Annotated in this window: 14 protein-coding genes; 8 read left to right on the top strand and 6 right to left on the bottom strand. The window is 67.8% G+C overall.

The window, feature by feature from the left end; translation table 11 throughout:
* Window positions 1-592 precede the first annotated feature (592 nt).
* Window positions 593-1,495 (top strand): LysR family transcriptional regulator, encoded by a 903-nt coding sequence (locus ACIBH2_RS28200; RefSeq protein WP_397123078.1) that lies wholly within the window; start codon window positions 593-595, stop codon window positions 1,493-1,495.
* Between the two features lie 50 nt (window positions 1,496-1,545).
* Here the strand turns inward: ACIBH2_RS28200 and ACIBH2_RS28205 are convergent, their stop codons facing one another.
* Both ACIBH2_RS28205 and leuA read right to left on the bottom strand, forming a co-directional pair.
* Complete coding sequence (locus ACIBH2_RS28205; RefSeq protein WP_397122754.1) at window positions 1,546-3,411, bottom strand: MinD/ParA family protein; 1,866 nt, start codon at window positions 3,409-3,411, stop codon at window positions 1,546-1,548.
* 294 nt (window positions 3,412-3,705) lie between these two features.
* Window positions 3,706-5,508, bottom strand: a complete 1,803-nt coding sequence (gene leuA, locus ACIBH2_RS28210; protein WP_397122756.1) for a 2-isopropylmalate synthase — start codon at window positions 5,506-5,508, stop codon at window positions 3,706-3,708.
* Window positions 5,509-5,865: 357 nt separating this feature from the next.
* Here leuA and ACIBH2_RS28215 point away from each other — a divergent pair, with 357 nt between their 5' ends.
* From ACIBH2_RS28215 to ACIBH2_RS28225, 3 genes are all read left to right on the top strand, one after another.
* Entirely contained in the window at window positions 5,866-6,072 is a 207-nt protein-coding gene (locus ACIBH2_RS28215) for a hypothetical protein (protein ID WP_397122758.1), read from the top strand.
* Complete coding sequence (locus ACIBH2_RS28220) at window positions 6,069-6,713, top strand: hypothetical protein (RefSeq protein ID WP_397122760.1); 645 nt, start codon at window positions 6,069-6,071, stop codon at window positions 6,711-6,713. The genes ACIBH2_RS28215 and ACIBH2_RS28220 overlap by 4 nt, the downstream gene beginning before the upstream one ends.
* Window positions 6,714-6,876: 163 nt before the next feature.
* Window positions 6,877-7,110: a hypothetical protein gene (locus ACIBH2_RS28225; protein WP_397122762.1), complete on the top strand. Its 234-nt coding sequence runs from the start codon at window positions 6,877-6,879 to the stop codon at window positions 7,108-7,110.
* On the opposite strand, the gene recR is transcribed toward ACIBH2_RS28225, so the two are convergent.
* Window positions 7,107-7,715, bottom strand: coding sequence for a recombination mediator RecR (gene recR, locus ACIBH2_RS28230; RefSeq protein ID WP_397122764.1), 609 nt, complete (start codon window positions 7,713-7,715; stop codon window positions 7,107-7,109). The two genes, ACIBH2_RS28225 and recR, sit on opposite strands and share 4 nt — an antisense overlap.
* Window positions 7,716-7,727: 12 nt before the next feature.
* On the bottom strand, window positions 7,728-8,072 hold the full coding sequence (locus ACIBH2_RS28235; protein ID WP_397122766.1) for a YbaB/EbfC family nucleoid-associated protein: 345 nt from the start codon (window positions 8,070-8,072) through the stop codon (window positions 7,728-7,730).
* A gap of 220 nt (window positions 8,073-8,292) precedes the next feature.
* Between ACIBH2_RS28235 and ACIBH2_RS28240 the strand changes: the two genes are divergently transcribed.
* Complete coding sequence (locus ACIBH2_RS28240; RefSeq protein WP_397122768.1) at window positions 8,293-9,105, top strand: MerR family transcriptional regulator; 813 nt, start codon at window positions 8,293-8,295, stop codon at window positions 9,103-9,105.
* A 43-nt stretch (window positions 9,106-9,148) separates the two neighbouring features.
* On the top strand, window positions 9,149-9,499 hold the full coding sequence (locus tag ACIBH2_RS28245; RefSeq protein ID WP_397122770.1) for a VOC family protein: 351 nt from the start codon (window positions 9,149-9,151) through the stop codon (window positions 9,497-9,499).
* Between the two features lie 76 nt (window positions 9,500-9,575).
* On the opposite strand, the gene ACIBH2_RS28250 is transcribed toward ACIBH2_RS28245, so the two are convergent.
* Entirely contained in the window at window positions 9,576-10,010 is a 435-nt protein-coding gene (locus ACIBH2_RS28250) for an SRPBCC family protein (RefSeq protein WP_397123081.1), read from the bottom strand.
* 367 nt (window positions 10,011-10,377) lie between these two features.
* Between ACIBH2_RS28250 and ACIBH2_RS28255 the strand changes: the two genes are divergently transcribed.
* Window positions 10,378-11,799, top strand: a complete 1,422-nt coding sequence (locus tag ACIBH2_RS28255) for an FAD-binding oxidoreductase (protein ID WP_397123083.1) — start codon at window positions 10,378-10,380, stop codon at window positions 11,797-11,799.
* Window positions 11,796-13,112 carry a class I SAM-dependent methyltransferase gene (locus ACIBH2_RS28260; protein WP_397122772.1) on the top strand — a complete coding sequence of 439 codons (1,317 nt, stop codon included), beginning with the start codon at window positions 11,796-11,798 and terminating at the stop codon, window positions 13,110-13,112. Before ACIBH2_RS28255 ends, ACIBH2_RS28260 begins: the two co-directional genes overlap by 4 nt.
* 335 nt (window positions 13,113-13,447) lie before the next feature.
* Here ACIBH2_RS28260 and ACIBH2_RS28265 read toward each other — a convergent pair whose 3' ends face one another.
* Window positions 13,448-17,056 (bottom strand): protein kinase, encoded by a 3,609-nt coding sequence (locus ACIBH2_RS28265; RefSeq protein ID WP_397122774.1) that lies wholly within the window; start codon window positions 17,054-17,056, stop codon window positions 13,448-13,450.
* Between the last annotated feature and the right edge of the window lie 184 nt (window positions 17,057-17,240).

Consider the following 17,240-nt stretch of genomic DNA (forward strand, 5'->3'; position numbering starts at 1 on the left):
TAGCTAAGGACAATCGAATAATTATGCACAAATACTGTAGTAGAACTTAACCATGCTCGACCCCGACCACCCGCCGACCGGCGAAACCCCACCACCACGCTCGCCGCGCCCACCCCGCCGAGTCCCAACTTCCGCCGATCACCCGTCCCCGGACACCGGCACCGCCCAGTCCGAGGCAGTCGCCGCACCCACACCCGACACCGCGGACACCACGTCCGACACCGACTCCGCACCGACGTCGGACTCGGCACCCGTGCCGGACAGCAGTCCGGGCGACGAGGGCGAGACCGAGGTCGGCGATCGGCTCCGAGGCAGCGCCGCGGAGGTCGAGTCCGGTCGCCCCCGGCGGCGGATTCGGCAGCCTCGTCGGGTGTCTTCGGGCGGGGGCTCGAATTCCGGGGGGACTCCCGGTGCTGGCGATAGACCGTCCGAGGGGGCCGCTCCGGCCGCGTCGGACGGTGGCAACAGTGTTGCCAGCCAGGCCGATTCCACGCGTGGCGCGATGCCGCAGCATGGGCCGCGTGCTCGCGGCGTGACTCCGACACGGGAGCTGCCCGTGGTCGAGGGTGGGTGGTCGGATGCGCCTCGGTACATGGCGATCGAGCGGCTGCGGGTGTTGCGGGAGTTCGCGGATCGGGGCACGGTGGCGGCGGTGGCGGAGGCGCTGTCCATGACGGCGTCGGCGGTGTCGCAGCAGTTGAAGGTGTTGGCGCGGGAAGCCGGGGTGACGCTGCTGGAGCCGGATGGGCGGCGGGTGCGGTTGACCGATGCGGGGCGGGCACTGGTGATGCGGGCCGATGAGGTGTTGGCGGCCATGGAACGCGCTGTGGCGGAGATGGATTCGTATCGCGGGTCGCCGCGCGGGCAGGTGCGGGTGGCGATGTTCCCGTCCGGGGCGACGCTGCTGCTGCCCCGGGTGCTCGCCGAAATGGCCGACAGCGGTGTGGATGTGGTGGCCCGCGACGAGGATGTGCCGCCCTCCGAAGTGCCCCGGCTGCTCGCGGATTACGACGTGGTGCTGACCCACCGCGACGAGCGCGCGCCCTCGATTCGCGGGCCGCGGGTGGCCTCCCGGGTGCTCATGCGGGAACCGATCGACGTGGTGGTCGGCCCTCGGCACCGGCTGGCCCGCCAGGGCACGGTCGCACCCGCCGAACTGGCGGAGGAGACCTGGCTCAGCGTGCGCGGCGGCTTCCCGGTCGACGACGTGCTGCGCTCCATCGCCACCGTCACCGGGGTGCAGCCGCGAATCACCCAGCGCCTCTTGGACTTCACCGTGATCGAGGCCCTGGTCGCCACCGGCTACGGCGTCGCCGTCATGCCCCGCTTCGCCGTCCGGCACCCCGATCTGATCATGCTCCGGCTCTCCGGCGTGCGCGCCGCCCGCCTCTACGAACTGGCCACCCGCCCGCACGCGGACAACCGCCCCGCCGTCGCGGCCGTCCTCGCGGCCTTCCAGGCCGCCGCACGGGCGGTGACCGATCCGACGACCTGACGACAGCGGCGCCCCGTGGCGAACAGCCATGGGGCGCCGCGTATCTCGGATCAGCGTTGCGGGTACGGCCCCTGCTGCGCCGCGTGGTAGCCGAAGTCGTCGGCGACCATGGCGGCCAGTTCCAGCAGCGCGCGCCGGGTCGGCTTGCCCACCAGCTCCAGATCGATCTCCGCGCCCTCGGCGAGGTGGTCGTCGAACGGCACGACCTGCACCGCGCGGGTGCGATCGAGGAACAGCTTGCGCAGCTGATCCAGGTCGACGGTGGACGAACCCTTGCGAGAGGCGTTGACCACCACCACGGTTCGCTCCACCAGCTTGTGGTAGCCGTGATGGTCGAGCCAGTCCAGGGTGGCCGACGCCGAACGCGCGCCGTCGATGGCCGGAGAGGTCACCAACACCAGCGAGCTGGCCATATCCAGCACGCCGGACATGGCCGAGTGCATGAGGCCGGTACCGCAGTCGGTGAGGATGATGTTGTAGAACTGCTGCAGAATGCCGATGGCCTTGCGGTAGTCGGCCTCGCTGAAGGCCTCGGAGACCGCCGGATCCTGTTCGGAGGCAAGCACTTCCAGGCGGCTCGGCGCCTGCGAGGTATGCGCCCGCACATCCGAGTAGCGGGTGATGTGCGAGTCCTCCAACAGGTTTCGCACCGTGGAGCGGGTCTGGCGCGGCACCCGGTGCGCGAGCGTGCCGAGGTCCGGGTTGGCGTCGATGGCGATCACCCGGTCACCGCGCAGCGAGGAGAAGGTGGAGCCGAGACCCACCGTGGTGGTGGTCTTTCCGACGCCGCCCTTGAGCGACAGGATGGCGATCCGGTAATCCCCGCGCACCGGCTGGTTCACCCGATCGACCAATTCGTTGTGCACGATATCGGCGGGCGACTCACCCGGATTGATCATGCCGCCGGAGGCCTTGTGCACGGCCCGCCGCCACCCGCCGCGCGGCGCCCGCCGGGCCCGCTTCAACAGGTTGAGGTCGTTGACCGAATGTCCGGGCGGCGGCGGAGCCTGCTGCCCGCTCGGCTGGTACGCGTGCGAGGGCGCGCCGCCCCAACCCTGCGGCTGCTGTTGCTGCTGCTGAAAGTCCGGCTGCTGCTGATAGTTCTGCGGCGGCTGCTGCATCGGCGGCTGTTGCTGCTGCGGCGGCGCGGCCGGAGGCGGCGACCAACTGTAGATCGGCCCGCCCTGCTCGCCCTCGGGCGTGAACGGCGGCTGGCCGTGGCCGTTGAGCTGTTCGGGCGCACCCGGATCGCGCTGTCCCTCCGCGAAGACCCGGCGCACCATGCCGTCGCTGCCGATCTCCTGGCGGATCTCGCCGTAGGGCGTCTCCTGCCGAATCTCGCCGTAGGCCCCGGGCGGCGGGAAGCCCGGCTGTCCGGGCGGATTCCACGGCCCCTGGTCCGGCGGCGGATAGGACCCGGTGTGCGGACCACCGGGCGAGAACGGACTCTGCTCCGCGCCGGAGTTCGGACCGTACGAATTGGGCTCGCCGTAAGGGCCGTTCGGGCCCCCGGGCATATTCGGGTCGCCGTGGGGCGCTCCGGCGAACGGCGGCGGCGCGAATCCGGGCGGCCCATCGAACTGGCCGGGACCGTAAGGCCCCTCCCCCGGTGCGCCCGGCGGCGCGAAAGGCCCGGGCTGCGGGAATCCGGCACCCGGCCCGCCCTCGGGGAAGACGGTGGTCTGATCGATGGAATCGGGCACCGGCGGGAAGAACCCGGACCCGGACTCGTGCTCCGCGTCACCCGCGGGCTCGCGCCGCTCGGCAGCGCCGTTTCCGGCATTGTCGGCGTCGGCCGCGGCCTCGGGAGCCGAGTCCTGTTCACCCGAGCCCGCCGCGGCATCGGCGGCATGGGCGTCGGCATCCGGTCCAGCCAGCCAGGGCGGCGAGGTCGGATTCTGGTCGTTCGTGGTCACGTGTCCCCCATCTGCTCGACGGCTCGAACAGAGAACTCGGAGCTGAAAAGGCAAACCAACGCTAGCATCTCCCCCGCCTCCCCGAACCTTCAGCGCATGGCTGAGAGCCGTTGACCGTCGCGTTGGCGTGCCAGCGGTTGAAAGCCGATTCTATGCTGGGCGTACCCGGTGAGTTACCCCGAACCTCGCGCAATCAGTTGTCACGTCAGTCGAGGTCATTGCGGGTGCCGCTGCTCGCGGGGCTCGGAAACGCGCGCCTCGCGCATGGCTGCGAGGCGCGCGTTCGATGCCAGCTCAGCGGTTGCGTTCCGCGCGGTTCACCGCGGAGACGACGGCCCGCAGCGAGGCGGTGGTGATGGAGGTGGCGATGCCGACGCCCCAGGTGACCTTGTCCCCGATGGCGATCTCCACGTACGACGCCGCCTGGGCGTCGTCGCCCGCGGACATGGCGTGCTCGGAGTAGTCCAGGATGCGCACGTCGTAGCCGATACCCGACAGCGCGTCCACGAAGGCCGCGAGCGGGCCGTTGCCCTCACCGGAGATCTCCTGTTCGACACCGTCGACCTTCACGACGGCCTCGATATGGTCCACGCCGCCATCGGTCTCCGAGGCGGTGACCTTCTGGCGGATGCGCTCCAGCGGCACGATCGGGCTCAGGTACTCCTCGGAGAAGACATCCCACATCTCCTTCGGGGTGACCTCGCCGCCCTCACCGTCGGTGATCTTCTGAATGGCCTGCGAGAACTCGATCTGCAGGCGGCGCGGCAGCACCAGCCCGTGATCGGTCTTCATGATGTAGGCCACGCCGCCCTTGCCGGACTGCGAATTCACCCGAATGACGGCCTCGTACGTGCGGCCGACATCCTTCGGGTCGATGGGCAGGTACGGCACCTCCCAGGTGATGTCGTCGACATCGGCGTTCGCGGCGTCGGCGGCGGCCTTCATGGCGTCCAAGCCCTTGTTGATGGCGTCCTGGTGCGAGCCGGAGAAGGCGGTGTAGACCAGATCGCCGCCGTAGGGGTGGCGCTCGGCCACGGGCAGCTGATTGCAGTACTCCACGGTGCGGCGGATCTCGTCGATATTGGAGAAGTCGATCTGCGGATCCACCCCGCGCGAGAACATGTTCATGCCCAGCGTCACCAGGCAGACATTGCCGGTGCGCTCGCCATTGCCGAACAGGCAGCCCTCGATGCGGTCCGCACCGGCCAGGTAGCCCAGCTCGGCGGCGGCCACGGCGGTGCCGCGGTCGTTGTGCGGATGCAGCGACAGCACGATGGCATCGCGGCGGGCCAGGTTCCGGCTCATCCACTCGATGGAGTCGGCGTAGACATTCGGCGTCGCCATCTCGACGGTGGCGGGCAGGTTGATGATCAGCGGCCGCTCGGGCGTCGGCGCGATGATCTCGGAGACCGCGTCGCAGACCTCACGGGCGTAGTCCAGCTCGGTGCCGGTGTAGGACTCCGGGCTGTACTCGTAGCGCCAGTTGGTGTCCGGGTACCGCTGCTGCACCTCCAGGCACAGCTTCGCGGCGTCGGTGGCGATCTTCTTGACGGCCTCGCGGTCGGCGCGGAACACCACGCGGCGCTGCAGGATCGAGGTCGAGTTGTAGAAGTGGACGATCACGTTCGCAGCGCCGTTGCACGCCTCGAAGGTGCGCTCGATCAGCTCCGGACGGCACTGGGTCAGCACCTGAATGGTGACGTCGTCGGGGATCGCGCCGTCCTCGATGATCTCGCGGACGAAGTCGAAATCGGTCTGGCTGGCCGAGGGGAAGCCGACCTCGATCTCCTTGTAGCCCATGCGCACCAGCAGGTCGAACATGCGGCGCTTGCGGGCGGGGCTCATGGGATCGATGAGGGCCTGGTTACCGTCGCGCAAGTCCACGGCACACCAGGAGGGGGCGCGGTCGATGACCTTGCTCGGCCAGGTGCGGTCGGGCAGCTCGACGGGCTCGACCTCTTCGGCGAAGGGCCGGTACCGGAAAACCGGCATCGACGAGTTCTTCTGCTTGTTCCACGCGGGCTGGTCGGCCGGGGCGGGCTTGGACGGACGATTGATCGTGCGCGATCCGGATACGAAGGCATCAGCGGGTGACATGCGTTTTATCTCCGAGAGAGTGTGACTGGATCCCAGTGTTATGGGTAGACCGGCACGGCAGATCCCCGCGGCGGGAGCCGGTCCGAATCAGACCCCGTCGCGGCGGCAAAGGAGAAGTGCCCGCTGCATGATGATCACGAGTTTACAGTGCGGCCATGCGGGATCGGAACCGGGGGCGAGCCACGCCACACCGGGCTATCGCACGGCACACCGCCTCGATCGAGGCGGCACACGCCGCGCAGGAACACGCCGTCACGACACACGGACGGTTTCGGACAGTTCGGACGACACGCGGAGAGGTCGTCGCCCGTCGGGCTCGCGAGTGCTAGGACCGTAGTGATGGTTGAAGGAGGCTTCATGGCCAACTCGGTCTGCTCGTTCTGCGAATCGGCCCTCGACCACTGCCACGGCACGCTGGTCGTGCACGCCGACCGGTCGGTGGAATGCACCGATGGCGAATGCATCGACTTCGCCCACGTCCGGCACACCTTCGTGGTGGACTGCGGCGATGTGGCGGGCGGCTGCCGCTGCGCCGAGAACGGGGCGACTAGCCTGGCCGGGTGAGTTACGACCAGATTCTGCTGCCCTCGGGCGTGGCCAGCACACCCGCCGAGGTCGACGCCTACCTGACGGCTCAGGAAGGGCAGCCGGAGTCCGAGGTCGTGGCCGAGATCGCCGCGGAACTCCAGCGGCGCGACGACGCACTGCCCGAATCGGATCGCTTTCTGAGTTCGACTCCGCTCGGCGGCAAGGACAATGGCTCCACCCTGGTGGTGTCGAGCCCGTACGACGCCATCGGGCATGTGCGCGCCCTGCTCTTCGAGCTCGCCACCCCGCGCGGCTGGGCCGTCTACGATCCGCAGCTGACCTGGTTGGCCGATCCGGCCGGACATGTCCCGGCCACCGTGACGCATGGCGGGGCGGGCGAATTCCCTTATCTCACCAGGGAACTCGTGGATCTGTGGGTGCCGATGCTGGGTGAGCCGGGCCCGTATCTCATCGCCGAGACCGCGGACCAGCACTACATCCAGACCTATCGGCATCCGAATGGTCGGTACGCACTCGAGTACCGCGATGGGTCCCCGGACCGGCACTACGCCACCACACTCGACGACCCCGCCGCCGTGGCCGCCACGATCTGGGCCTGGGCCACCGGCGACCGCACCGGTTTCGACGCGCTCGACTGGGAGCGGCTGACCTTCTGATACCACCCGACCGGTCCGTCTCGTCTTGCGATCGAACGCGTCTCGATTCGGCCTCTCGAACGAGCACGCGCCCCCGGCGGGACCGGCGAAAAGTTAGCCTTGCACTGCCCGCTGATATCTGCGTTCCCGCTTTTCCCATGTCCCACTTCGACTAGGGAGAACCATGGCGCTACGCGAGAGGCTGCAACCCACCCCGGTGGTGAACAGACGATTACTGATCGCGGTGACCGCGACCGCCACCGCCCTCGGGGCCGCCGCGCTGCTGATCACCGGCACCGGACCGGGATTCGCCCGGAACAACAATCACATTCCGTGCCCCGAACCGGCCGCCCTGGAAATCTGGACCGGCGGTGTTCACGATCTGCCTACCGCCGGTCCGGTGCAATTCGCGGTCTAGAGCGCCCGGCGACCCGACAGCGCCCGACCGAGCGTGAGCTCGTCGGCGAATTCGAGATCGCCGCCCATGGGTAGGCCCGAGGCCAACCGGGTGACGCTCAGACCGGGGAAATCGCGCAGCATGCGCACCAGATAGGTGGCCGTCGCCTCGCCCTCGGTATTCGGGTCGGTGGCGATGATGACCTCGGTGACGTCCACACCGTCGGTCTGATTTCCGATGCGCTGCAACAGTTCCCGAATGCGCAGCTGATCCGGGCCGATACCGCTGAGCGGATCGAGCGCGCCGCCCAGCACGTGATAGCGCCCCCGGAACTCCCGGGTGCGCTCGATGGCCTGGACGTCCTTGGGCTCCTCCACCACGCAGATCATGGTGAGATCGCGGCGCGGGTCGGCGCAGATACGGCACAGCTCACCGTCGGAGACGGTGCCGCAGACCGCGCAGAAACGCACGCCGTCGCGCACCTTCTGCAGGGCGGCCTGGAGCCGGTCGATCTCCGGCGGCTCCACGCCCAACAGGTGAAAGGCTATGCGCTGCGCGGACTTCGGGCCGACACCGGGCAGCTTGCCCAATTCGTCGATGAGATCCTGGACGGGACCTTCGTACACCGGCGTCCTCGATCAGAAGCCGGGCAGCGCGCCGCCGCCACCCATACCGCCCATGCCGCCCGCGAGCGGGCCGAGGCGTTCGGCGGCGAGGTTCTGGGCATTGGCCATGGCGTCGTTGACCGCGCCGATCACCAGATCCTGCAAGGTGTCGACATCCTCCGGATCGACGATCTTGGGATCGATGACCAGCGACAGCACCTCGCCGGTGGCGCGAATCTTGGCGCGCACCAGGCCACCGCCCGCCTCACCCTCCACCTCGGAGGCCGCGATCTCCTGCTGGGCTTCCATCACGGCCTGCTGCATCTGCTGGGCCTGGGCGAGCAGGGCCTGCATGTCGAACTGTCCACCGGGTTCCACGGGGCGCGTCCTCTCTGCGGAAATTGGGATCGCTCCCCAGCGTAGTCGGGAGTTCGAGGGCGATGGCCCCCGCAGCCCTCGGACAGGGAGCTTCGAGGAGTCTGCCCCCGAACGCTGGACAGGATAGGTGTTCGAAGACCGACGCGGGCCGCGTTTTTCGGGCGGATGTTTTTCGGGCGGATGTTGACTCTCCCATCACGGGAGGGTGTTCGCTGGAGGCATGACAGCGATCGTGCCGATCGGGGAGTTCTCCCGGCTCACTCATCTCAGCGTGAAAGCGCTGCGGTACTACCACGACATCGAGTTGCTGGAACCGGCCGCGGTGGACCCGGGCACCGGGTATCGGCGCTACTCGACCGATCAGGTGGGGCAGGCGCATCTGATTCGGCGGCTGCGAGATATGAACATGCCGCTGCCGGAGATTCGCGAGGTGCTGGCCGCGCCGGACGAACACGCGCGCGATGCCGCGCTGCGCGGCCATCTCGAGCGCATGGAGGCGGAGTTGCTGCGCACCCGCGACGTGGTGGCGTCGCTGCGGGCACTGCTGCTGCCCGCCCGGCAGGTCGCCGTCGAATACCGTTCGGTGCCAAGCTTTCCCGCACTGGCCATGACCGAGGTGGTGGCACGCGACGGTATCGACGTGTGGTGCGAGCACGCCTTCACCGAGCTGTACGCGACCTTGGCCATGGCGGAGATCGCCCCCGCGGGGCCGGGCGGGGCCACCTACGCGACCGAGTTCTTCGCCGACGACAAGGGCGAGGTGGTGGCCTTCGTGCCGATCGAGGACGTCGACCGCGCACGCACCGCGGCGCGCGGCGCCGTGCTCGACCTACCGGCGCGCCGCTTCGCGATAGCCGTGCACCACGGACCGTTCACCGACTTCGACCGCACCTACGGCGCGCTCGGCAGCCATGTGGCCGAATACGACACCGCGCTCGCCGAACCCATTCGGGAGCGGTACCTGGTCGGGCCCGGGGAGGCCGAGCCCGCCGACTACCACACCGAAATCTGCTGGCCCATCGGTCGGCTCTGACCGCGCATCGACCCTTCGATCGTCCGAAAAAGAAAGTACCGCAATGACACTCGCCATCGCCGCCATCACCTTCGACTGCGACAATGCCGCCGGACTGGCCGACTTCTGGGCCAAGCTGCTCGACCGCACCGTGGATCCCGACGGCAACGAACACTTCGCCACCGTGGGCCAAACCACCGGAGCCACACCGACTTTGATGTTCCTCGGCGTCCCCGACAAGAACCCGGGCAAGAACGTCATCCACCTCGACCTGCACACCCCGGATCTGCCCGGGCAGATCGATCGCGCGATCTCGTTGGGGGCCAAGCACATCGGCGACTTCGACGAGTACGGCGTCCGTTGGGCCACCCTCGCCGATCCGGAGGGCAATCTCTTCGATATCGCGGCCGACTGAGAACTCGACCGAGCGACCCGCGCGCATGACAATGGCCCGGCTCCCACACCGGGGTGCCGGGCCACCGCGTGCGCGACTATCCCAGCTCGCGCTTCAAGTTCGCCAGCACCTCGGCCTGGATCTTTTTCAGGCCCAGCGGCGCGAAGATGCCCTCGAAGATGCCGCCGATACCGCCCGCGCCCTTCCAACTGGTGCGCACGGTGACCAGCGACTCGGAGCCCTGCGGGGTGACGGTCCAGGTGGTGACCATCGAGGAGTTCGAATCCCGTTCGGTCACCATGGAATCGGTCACCGACACGGTCGCGCGCACATTGCGGACGCGCTTCTCGGTGGCCTGGAGCGTCCACTCCGCCACGGTGCCCGCACCCTTGCCGCCCTCGACCACCTTGTAGTCGCGGTAGTGCGAGGAAAGGATTTTCGGACGCACCGTCTCGTAATCCGCGATCGCGTCCAGCGTCCGCTTCGGATCGGCCGCCACCACGATCGAGCTGGACGCGCTGACCTGTCCCACCATGAGCTCCTAACTGATTCCCGACTCTCGGCCCACGTGCCGCCCGGTTATGCTACGCCGCATCCAGCGTGACTGGTTTCGTCCGCTGCACGGGTTTCACAAGGGCCAGCTGTCGCCCGACCACCATCCTCGACCGCGCGCGGTGCGGTCCGCCGCTGCCGCGATGAGCTACAGCACCCCGTCAGCAGACCGTTAGCTTAAGTAACTATTGTCACGCGTGTCGTGGGAATAGATTGCAAGCGGGCAGGTCGGGCATATCGACAGCTATGGAAACTGTGCGTGAAAAACCGCGCCACCGGTACCAACTTGCTGGCCGAAGGGCCGGGGGCGCGCTAGCGTCCCTAGCGTGGCAGTGAGTCTGTTGGGGATGGCTGGCCGCGCACCAGCCGCACAGGAATCGGGTTTCGCCGCGCACCGCGCAGGGGTCGATCGACTGCTGGCCTCGTATCGGGCGATACCGCGCGAGGCCAATGTGCGACTGGCCAAGAAGACGTCCAACCTGTTTCGGGCGCGGGCCAAGAACACCGCGCCGGGGCTGGACGTCTCCGGGTTGACGCAGGTCATCGCGGTGGATCCGCAGGCCAGAACCGCGGATGTGGCCGGTATGACCACCTACGAGGATCTGGTGGCGACGACCCTGCGGTACGGGCTGGCGCCGCTGGTGGTGCCGCAGTTGAAGACCATCACCCTCGGCGGGGCGGTGACCGGGCTGGGGATCGAATCGACCTCCTTCCGCAGCGGCCTGCCACACGAATCGGTGCTGGAGATCGACATTCTCACCGGCTCCGGCGAGATCATCACCGCGACACCGGACAACGAGTACGCGGATCTGTTCCGCGGCTTCCCGAACTCCTACGGAACACTCGGCTACTCGACCCGGCTGAAGATCGAACTCGAACCGGTGCTGCCCTATGTGGCCTTGCGGCACTTGCGATTTCATGATCTGCGCGAACTCGAGGCGACCATGGACCGCATTGTCGCCGACCGCGCCTACGCGGGCGAACGCGTCGACTATCTCGACGGCGTGGTGTTCACCGGTGACGAGAGCTACCTGACCCTGGGTCGGCAGACCGATGAACCGGGACCGGTCAGCGATTACACCGATATGGACATCTTCTACCGGTCCATCCAGCACGACGGGGCCGAGCCCAAGCGCGATCGGCTCACCATTCACGATTACCTGTGGCGCTGGGATACCGATTGGTTCTGGTGCTCTCGCGCCTTCGGCACCCAGAATCCGAAGATTCGCCGATTCTGGCCGAAGCGCTACCGGCGCAGCAGTTTCTACTGGAAGCTCATCGCCCTGGACCACAAATACGATATCGGCGACAAGATCGAGGCCCGCAAGGGCAATCCCCCGCGAGAACGCGTGGTGCAGGACATCGAGGTGCCCATCGAGCGCACCGCCGAATTCCTGGACTGGTTCCTGCGCGAGATTCCGATCGAGCCGATCTGGTTGTGCCCCTTGCGATTGCGTGACACCGATCGGGAACAAAGCAACCGGCCCTGGCCCTTGTATCCACTGGAGCCGAAGCGCACCTATGTGAACGTCGGCTTCTGGTCGGCCGTGCCGACCACGCCGGGGCAGCAGGAGGGCGCGGCCAACCGCGCCATCGAGCACAAGGTTTCCGAACTGGACGGTCACAAATCCCTGTACTCGGATGCGTACTACGGCCAGGATGAATTCGCCGCGCTCTACGGCGGTGCGATCTACACCGAACTGAAGAAGCGCTACGACCCCCAGCATCGATTACTGGATCTGTATTCGAAGGCGGTGCAACGAAAGTGACGACATTCAAGGACCGTTCCGATGTCTTCGCGGAGCTCGGAACGAAACTCACCATTGCCGAGATCTTCGAGACGATGATCGACGGTGAGATGCCCATCAGGTTCACCGCCTACGACGGCAGTAGCACCGGGCCCGCCGATTCGAAATTCGGTCTGGAGATCAGAAACCCGCGCGGCGTCAACTATGTCGCCACCGCCCCCGGCGATCTCGGTATGGCCCGTGCCTACATCGCGGGCGATATGGTCACCGAGGGCGTGCACCCGGGCAACCCGTACGAGCTGCTGAAAGCCATGTCGGGCATGAAGTTCCACCGCCCCACCGCGCTGCAGCTGGTCACCATCGCGCGGTCGCTGGGCTGGGAGCTCATGAAGCCGGTGCCACCGCCGCCGCAGGAGGCCATGCCGCGCTGGCGGCGCATCGCGCTGGAAGGCCTGCGGCACTCCAAGACTCGCGATGCCGAGGCCATTCACCACCACTACGACGTCTCCAACACGTTCTACGAGTACGTGCTGGGACCGTCGATGACCTACACCTGTGCGGCCTACGAGAACGAGGAGATGACCCTCGAGGAAGCCCAGGAGAACAAGTACCGCCTGGTCTTCGACAAGCTACGCCTGAAGCCGGGCGACCGGCTGCTCGATATCGGCTGCGGTTGGGGCGGCATGGTGCGCTACGCCGCCAAGCGCGGCGTGCAGGTCATCGGCGCGACGCTCTCCGCCGAACAGGCCGAGTGGGCGCAGACCAAGATCGCCGAGGAGGGCCTGTCCGACCTCGCCGAGGTACGCCACTCCGACTACCGCGACGTGCCCGAGGGCGATTTCGACGCCGTCTCCTCCATCGGCCTCACCGAGCACATCGGCGTGGCCAACTACCCGGCGTACTTCGGCTACATCCAGTCGAAGCTGCGCGACGGCGGCCTGTTCCTCAACCACTGCATCACCCGCCCGGACAACACCCGCAGCACCAAGGCGGGCGACTTCATCGACCGCTACGTCTTCCCCGACGGCGAACTCATCGGCTCCGGCCGCATCATCTCCGATATCCAGAACACCGGCCTCGAGGTGCTGCACGAGGAGAACCTACGCCAGCACTACGCCCTGACCCTCGCCGAATGGTGCAACAACCTGGTGAAGAACTGGGACGCCGCGGTCGCCGAGGTCGGCGAGGGCACCGCCAAGGTCTGGGGCCTCTACATGGCGGGCTGCCAACTCGGCTTCGAACGCAATGTGGTTCAGCTGCACCAGGTCCTGGGCGTGAAACTCGGCCCGAACCAGGAGTGGACCGTACCACTGCGCCCCTGGTGGAAGCCGTAGGCGGAAAGCCTGGCCGCGCCATCGGCGGCAGTGTACATTCGATCTGTCACGTAAGTGATGTTGGCGGGCGGAGCGCCGCGACCACGACGCCCCGCCCTGTGGGTCACTTGGCCCTCAACCAACGGACCAAGCGGAAGAGTGCCTCGGCGATCGCGACAATGCTGATTGCGACAGCAGTCCGGTTGACCGAGGCCTCTTGCTTAGGGTGAATCTTGTTGTGCTTCCCCATGAACCCACACCTCCTCCCTGGGCGCGATGTTGGACCAAGTCCATCGCCCCTCGGGGGGAGGTAGGGACACCCTATGGCAACCGGCCGGAGGAGATCGGCGGTTTGCTCACAAGAGCGAATCGAGGAACTGCTTGGGCACCTCGTCGGACCCGTAATCGTCCGTACCCAGCGGCATTTCGTGGCGCAGGGTGCGCAGGATGCCGAGTACGCCCGGGCCGGAGTCCAAGAGGGGGCGGGGCCAGTTCAGTTGGGCGCAGCGGACTACCACGGGGGTCAGGACGCCGATGGATTCGCCGACCCAGCCGGAGGCGGAGAGGCATTCGGCGAGTAGCAGCGCGGAGTCCAATTCCGCTCGGGGACGGTGTTGTTCGCGAATGCGGCCGTGCAGGGCGCGGGCGCGTTTCACGGCGCTGTCGTCGGTGCCCAGCGGAGCCATGTCGTCGGGGTAGGAGAAGGCGTCGGAGCCTCGGTAGTGGCGGGCCAGGAGGGCGCGGATGGTGGCGATCTCCTCGGCCTCGGCGATGAGGGCGGCCGAACCCGTCGCGTGGCGCAGCGAGCGCACCTGGGGTTCGGTGACCAGACCGGCGGTGAGCTGATCGGGCGGCAGCCCCAGATGCAGCCGCTCGGCGCGAATGTGGGCGGCCAGGCGGGTGAGTTTGCGGTCGGCGGCGATGCGCGCGCCCTCGTCCAAACGCGCTGCGGCGGTGTCGAGATCGCCGCGGACCGCCTTGACCCGCGCGCCGATGACGAAGGTGGTGATGAGGAAGTCGACGGGGCCGATGCGGGCCACCAGCTCGTGGCTCTGGTCGAGCAGTCGCTCCGCCGCCTCCAGATCCCCACGCCGGTAGGTGACCTCGCCCAACAGCGCCGCCGCCACCCGCACCGCGTGCGATCGCGGACCGGAACGATCCCGCGCCGTCTGCCACGCCTGCTCGAAAGCCCTTGTGGCGGCGGGTATATCGAGCTGCTCATAGGCGGCGGCACCGGTCCCGCACAGGCCGAACACCTCGCCGAGCGGATCGGCGGACCGCGCGTGATAGGTCGCCGCCCAGTCCTGCATCTCCCGCGCGCCGTCGAAGTCGAATTCGCACAGCCGCACGAAGGAGGCCAGATTGGCGGCCGTCGAGACCGTCCACGGGGGCAGGTCGTCGGCCAATCGCAGGCAGTCGGCGATCCGTTCGGCGACCCCGTCCGTGCGGTCGCGAGCCACCTGATCGGCGGCGGCCAGAACCGCTGCCTGACAACGCTGTTGCACGGCGTCGGCGTCATTGGCCGGGGTGCGCGCCAGCATGTTCGACAGCCGTCCCAGCGCCGTGCGCGCCGCCCCCGACTGTTGCAGGTTCACATTCGCCCGCGCCAGTGCCATCAACAGCTTCGACCGCGAAGTCACCTGCTGCACAGGAAGTTTCGCCACCGTCCCGAACAGCGTCGCCAGCCGAGACTTGTCGATCAGGTCCATGCCGCCGTTCTCGATCAGATCGAGCGCCAGCTTGAAATCGGTGGCCGCCAGCGCGTGATCGACCGACTGGCGGATCAGTTGATGTTCGGCGAACCAGCGAGAAGCCTTGCGGTGCAGCACTTTCTGCTCGCCGGGCCGGGTGCGCTCCAGCCGCGCCCGCAGTTGCTCGGCGAACATGGGCTGCATCCGGAACCACTCCGGGTCGTCGTCGAGCCGATGCAGGAACAGCTCCCGCTCCTCGGCCTGCTCCAACAGCCGCCCCGCGTCCGGATCCTCCGTGAGCGCGGCCGCCAACGAGGCGTTCACCCGTTCCGGCACCGCCACCGCGCTGAGGAAATCGAGCATGCGCGGCTCCAGCCCGTGCAGCACGTTCTCCGCGAGGTATTCGCGAATCGCCTTGGTATCACCAGAGAGTCGGCCGATCAACTGATCCGGCTCGGGTTCGCCGCGCAGGGTCAGGCACACCAGCTGGATGGCGGCGGGCCAGCCATCGGTGGCGGTGTGGATCTGCTCCACCTGCGTATCGCTCAACTCGCACGAGGCGCGGTCGAACAGTATGCGCTGGGTCTCGGCCGGGGTGAGCCGCAGCTGCCCGGAGCCGATCTCCACCAGCTCGTCGGCCACCTGCATGCGACTCAACGGCAGTCCGGACCGTTCCCGGCTGGTGATGACGAAACGCAAATGGTGGCAGCCATTGTCGAGCAACGCGTCCATAACGCGGTGCGCGCCGGTATCGGAGATGCGATGCCAGTCGTCCACCACCACGACGATGGGGGACCCGCTGGCATGTACCTCGTCGATGAGCGTGGAGACCGCGAACGGCACGGCGTCGGCGGGCCGCTCCTCGAGCACCTGCTCCAATCCGTTCCCGATCTCCGGGCGCACCCGTCGAATGGCCGCGATGATGTGCGCGAGCAGCCACACCTCGTTGTCGTCGTCGCGGTCGATGCCGATCCACGCCACCGCCACCCCGCGATCGGTGAGCTCGGCACACCACTGCGCGGCGAGGGTGCTCTTGCCGAAGCCCGCCGGTGCGTGGATCACCGCCAGCCGCCGCTGTCCGGCCGAGCGCAGCGGTTCCAGCAGGCGCGGCCGCGGGATCGGCTCGCGCGCGGGCGTCGGCGGGCGGAACTTGGTGACGGCGGTGGGCGGCAGCGTGGTGTGATCGCCCGAGGGCGTCTTGCCGGTCGCGAGGTTCCCGGTGGGCGTGAAGCTCATGGACCGATTGCGCGGCGAGGTCACCACGGTGCCGGTGCGAATCGGCGAGAACGTCTGGGTGCCGGGCGATCCCGAGATCTCGCCCGCGGAGGCCGCCTCGTCGGAGAGCAGCGCCATCTCGTCGGGCACCTGCCCGTGCTGGGATTGCACCTCGCGCAGCAGTTCCCCGAACTCCACCGCGCTGGCGGGCCGATCGGCCGGGTCGGTGGCCATGGCGGCCTCGATGGCCGCCGCCACATCCGCCGGAATATCGCGCTGGCGCAGATCCGGCAGCGGCTGGCTGGTGATGCGCAGGAACTGCGAGACGATCTTCTCCCCGACCTGCCGCTCGTAGGCGGCGTGCCCGGTCAGCAGGGCGAACATGGTGGAGCCGAGACCGTAGACATCCGAGCGCACGGTCGGCTCGTCACCCTTGAGCACCTCGGGCGCGGTGAAGGCGGGCGAGCCGGTGATCATGCTCGTCGAGGTGCGAAAACCACCGGGGATGCGGGCGATTCCGAAGTCGGTGAGCTGCGGTTCGCCGTATCGGCTGAGCAGCACATTGGCGGGCTTCACGTCCCGGTGCAGCACATGGGCGCGATGGGCGCTCTCGATGGCACCGGCCAGCTTCACCCCGACGCGCACCGAATCCGACCAGTTCAGCGGTCCGTGCTCGCGGACCAGTTGCTCCAGCGACCCGTGCACCGCGTACGGCATGACGATGAACGGCTGCCCGCTCGGCGTCACATCCACCTGCAGGATGTCGACGATATTGGGGTGGCCGGACAGTCGCCCCATGGCCTGTTCCTCGCGCAGGAACCGCTCGCGGCTCTCCTCGTCGATCTCGGAGGAGAGCACCTTCACCGCGACCACGCGGTCCAGCGTGCGTTGGGCACAGCGGTACACCACGCCGAACCCACCCCGTCCGATCTCCTCGGCGTCGAAGAGTCCCATGGCCTCGAGCTCGTCGACAATGCCGACCGGAAGGTAGCTCTGCGTGGCGGATTCGGTCTGAGCCGTGTCCGTCCGGACCCGGTCCGGACGTGACTCTGGTTTCATCCGACCACCTCGAACTCGGAACGAGCGCATACCGAACGTACGGGCTAGTCCACTGTTCTACCCGCGCATATTTCAAACGTAGCGCGGGTTGTGGGGCGCGTGTGGACGATTCGATACGCAACCTTGTCGAGCCGACCGGTCCGGATCACCGGGCCACCAGAGACGACACGGCCCGGACCGCGAA

The organism is Nocardia sp. NPDC050406 (genome assembly GCF_044459025.1).
Taxonomy (GTDB): Bacteria; Actinomycetota; Actinomycetes; order Mycobacteriales; family Mycobacteriaceae; genus Nocardia.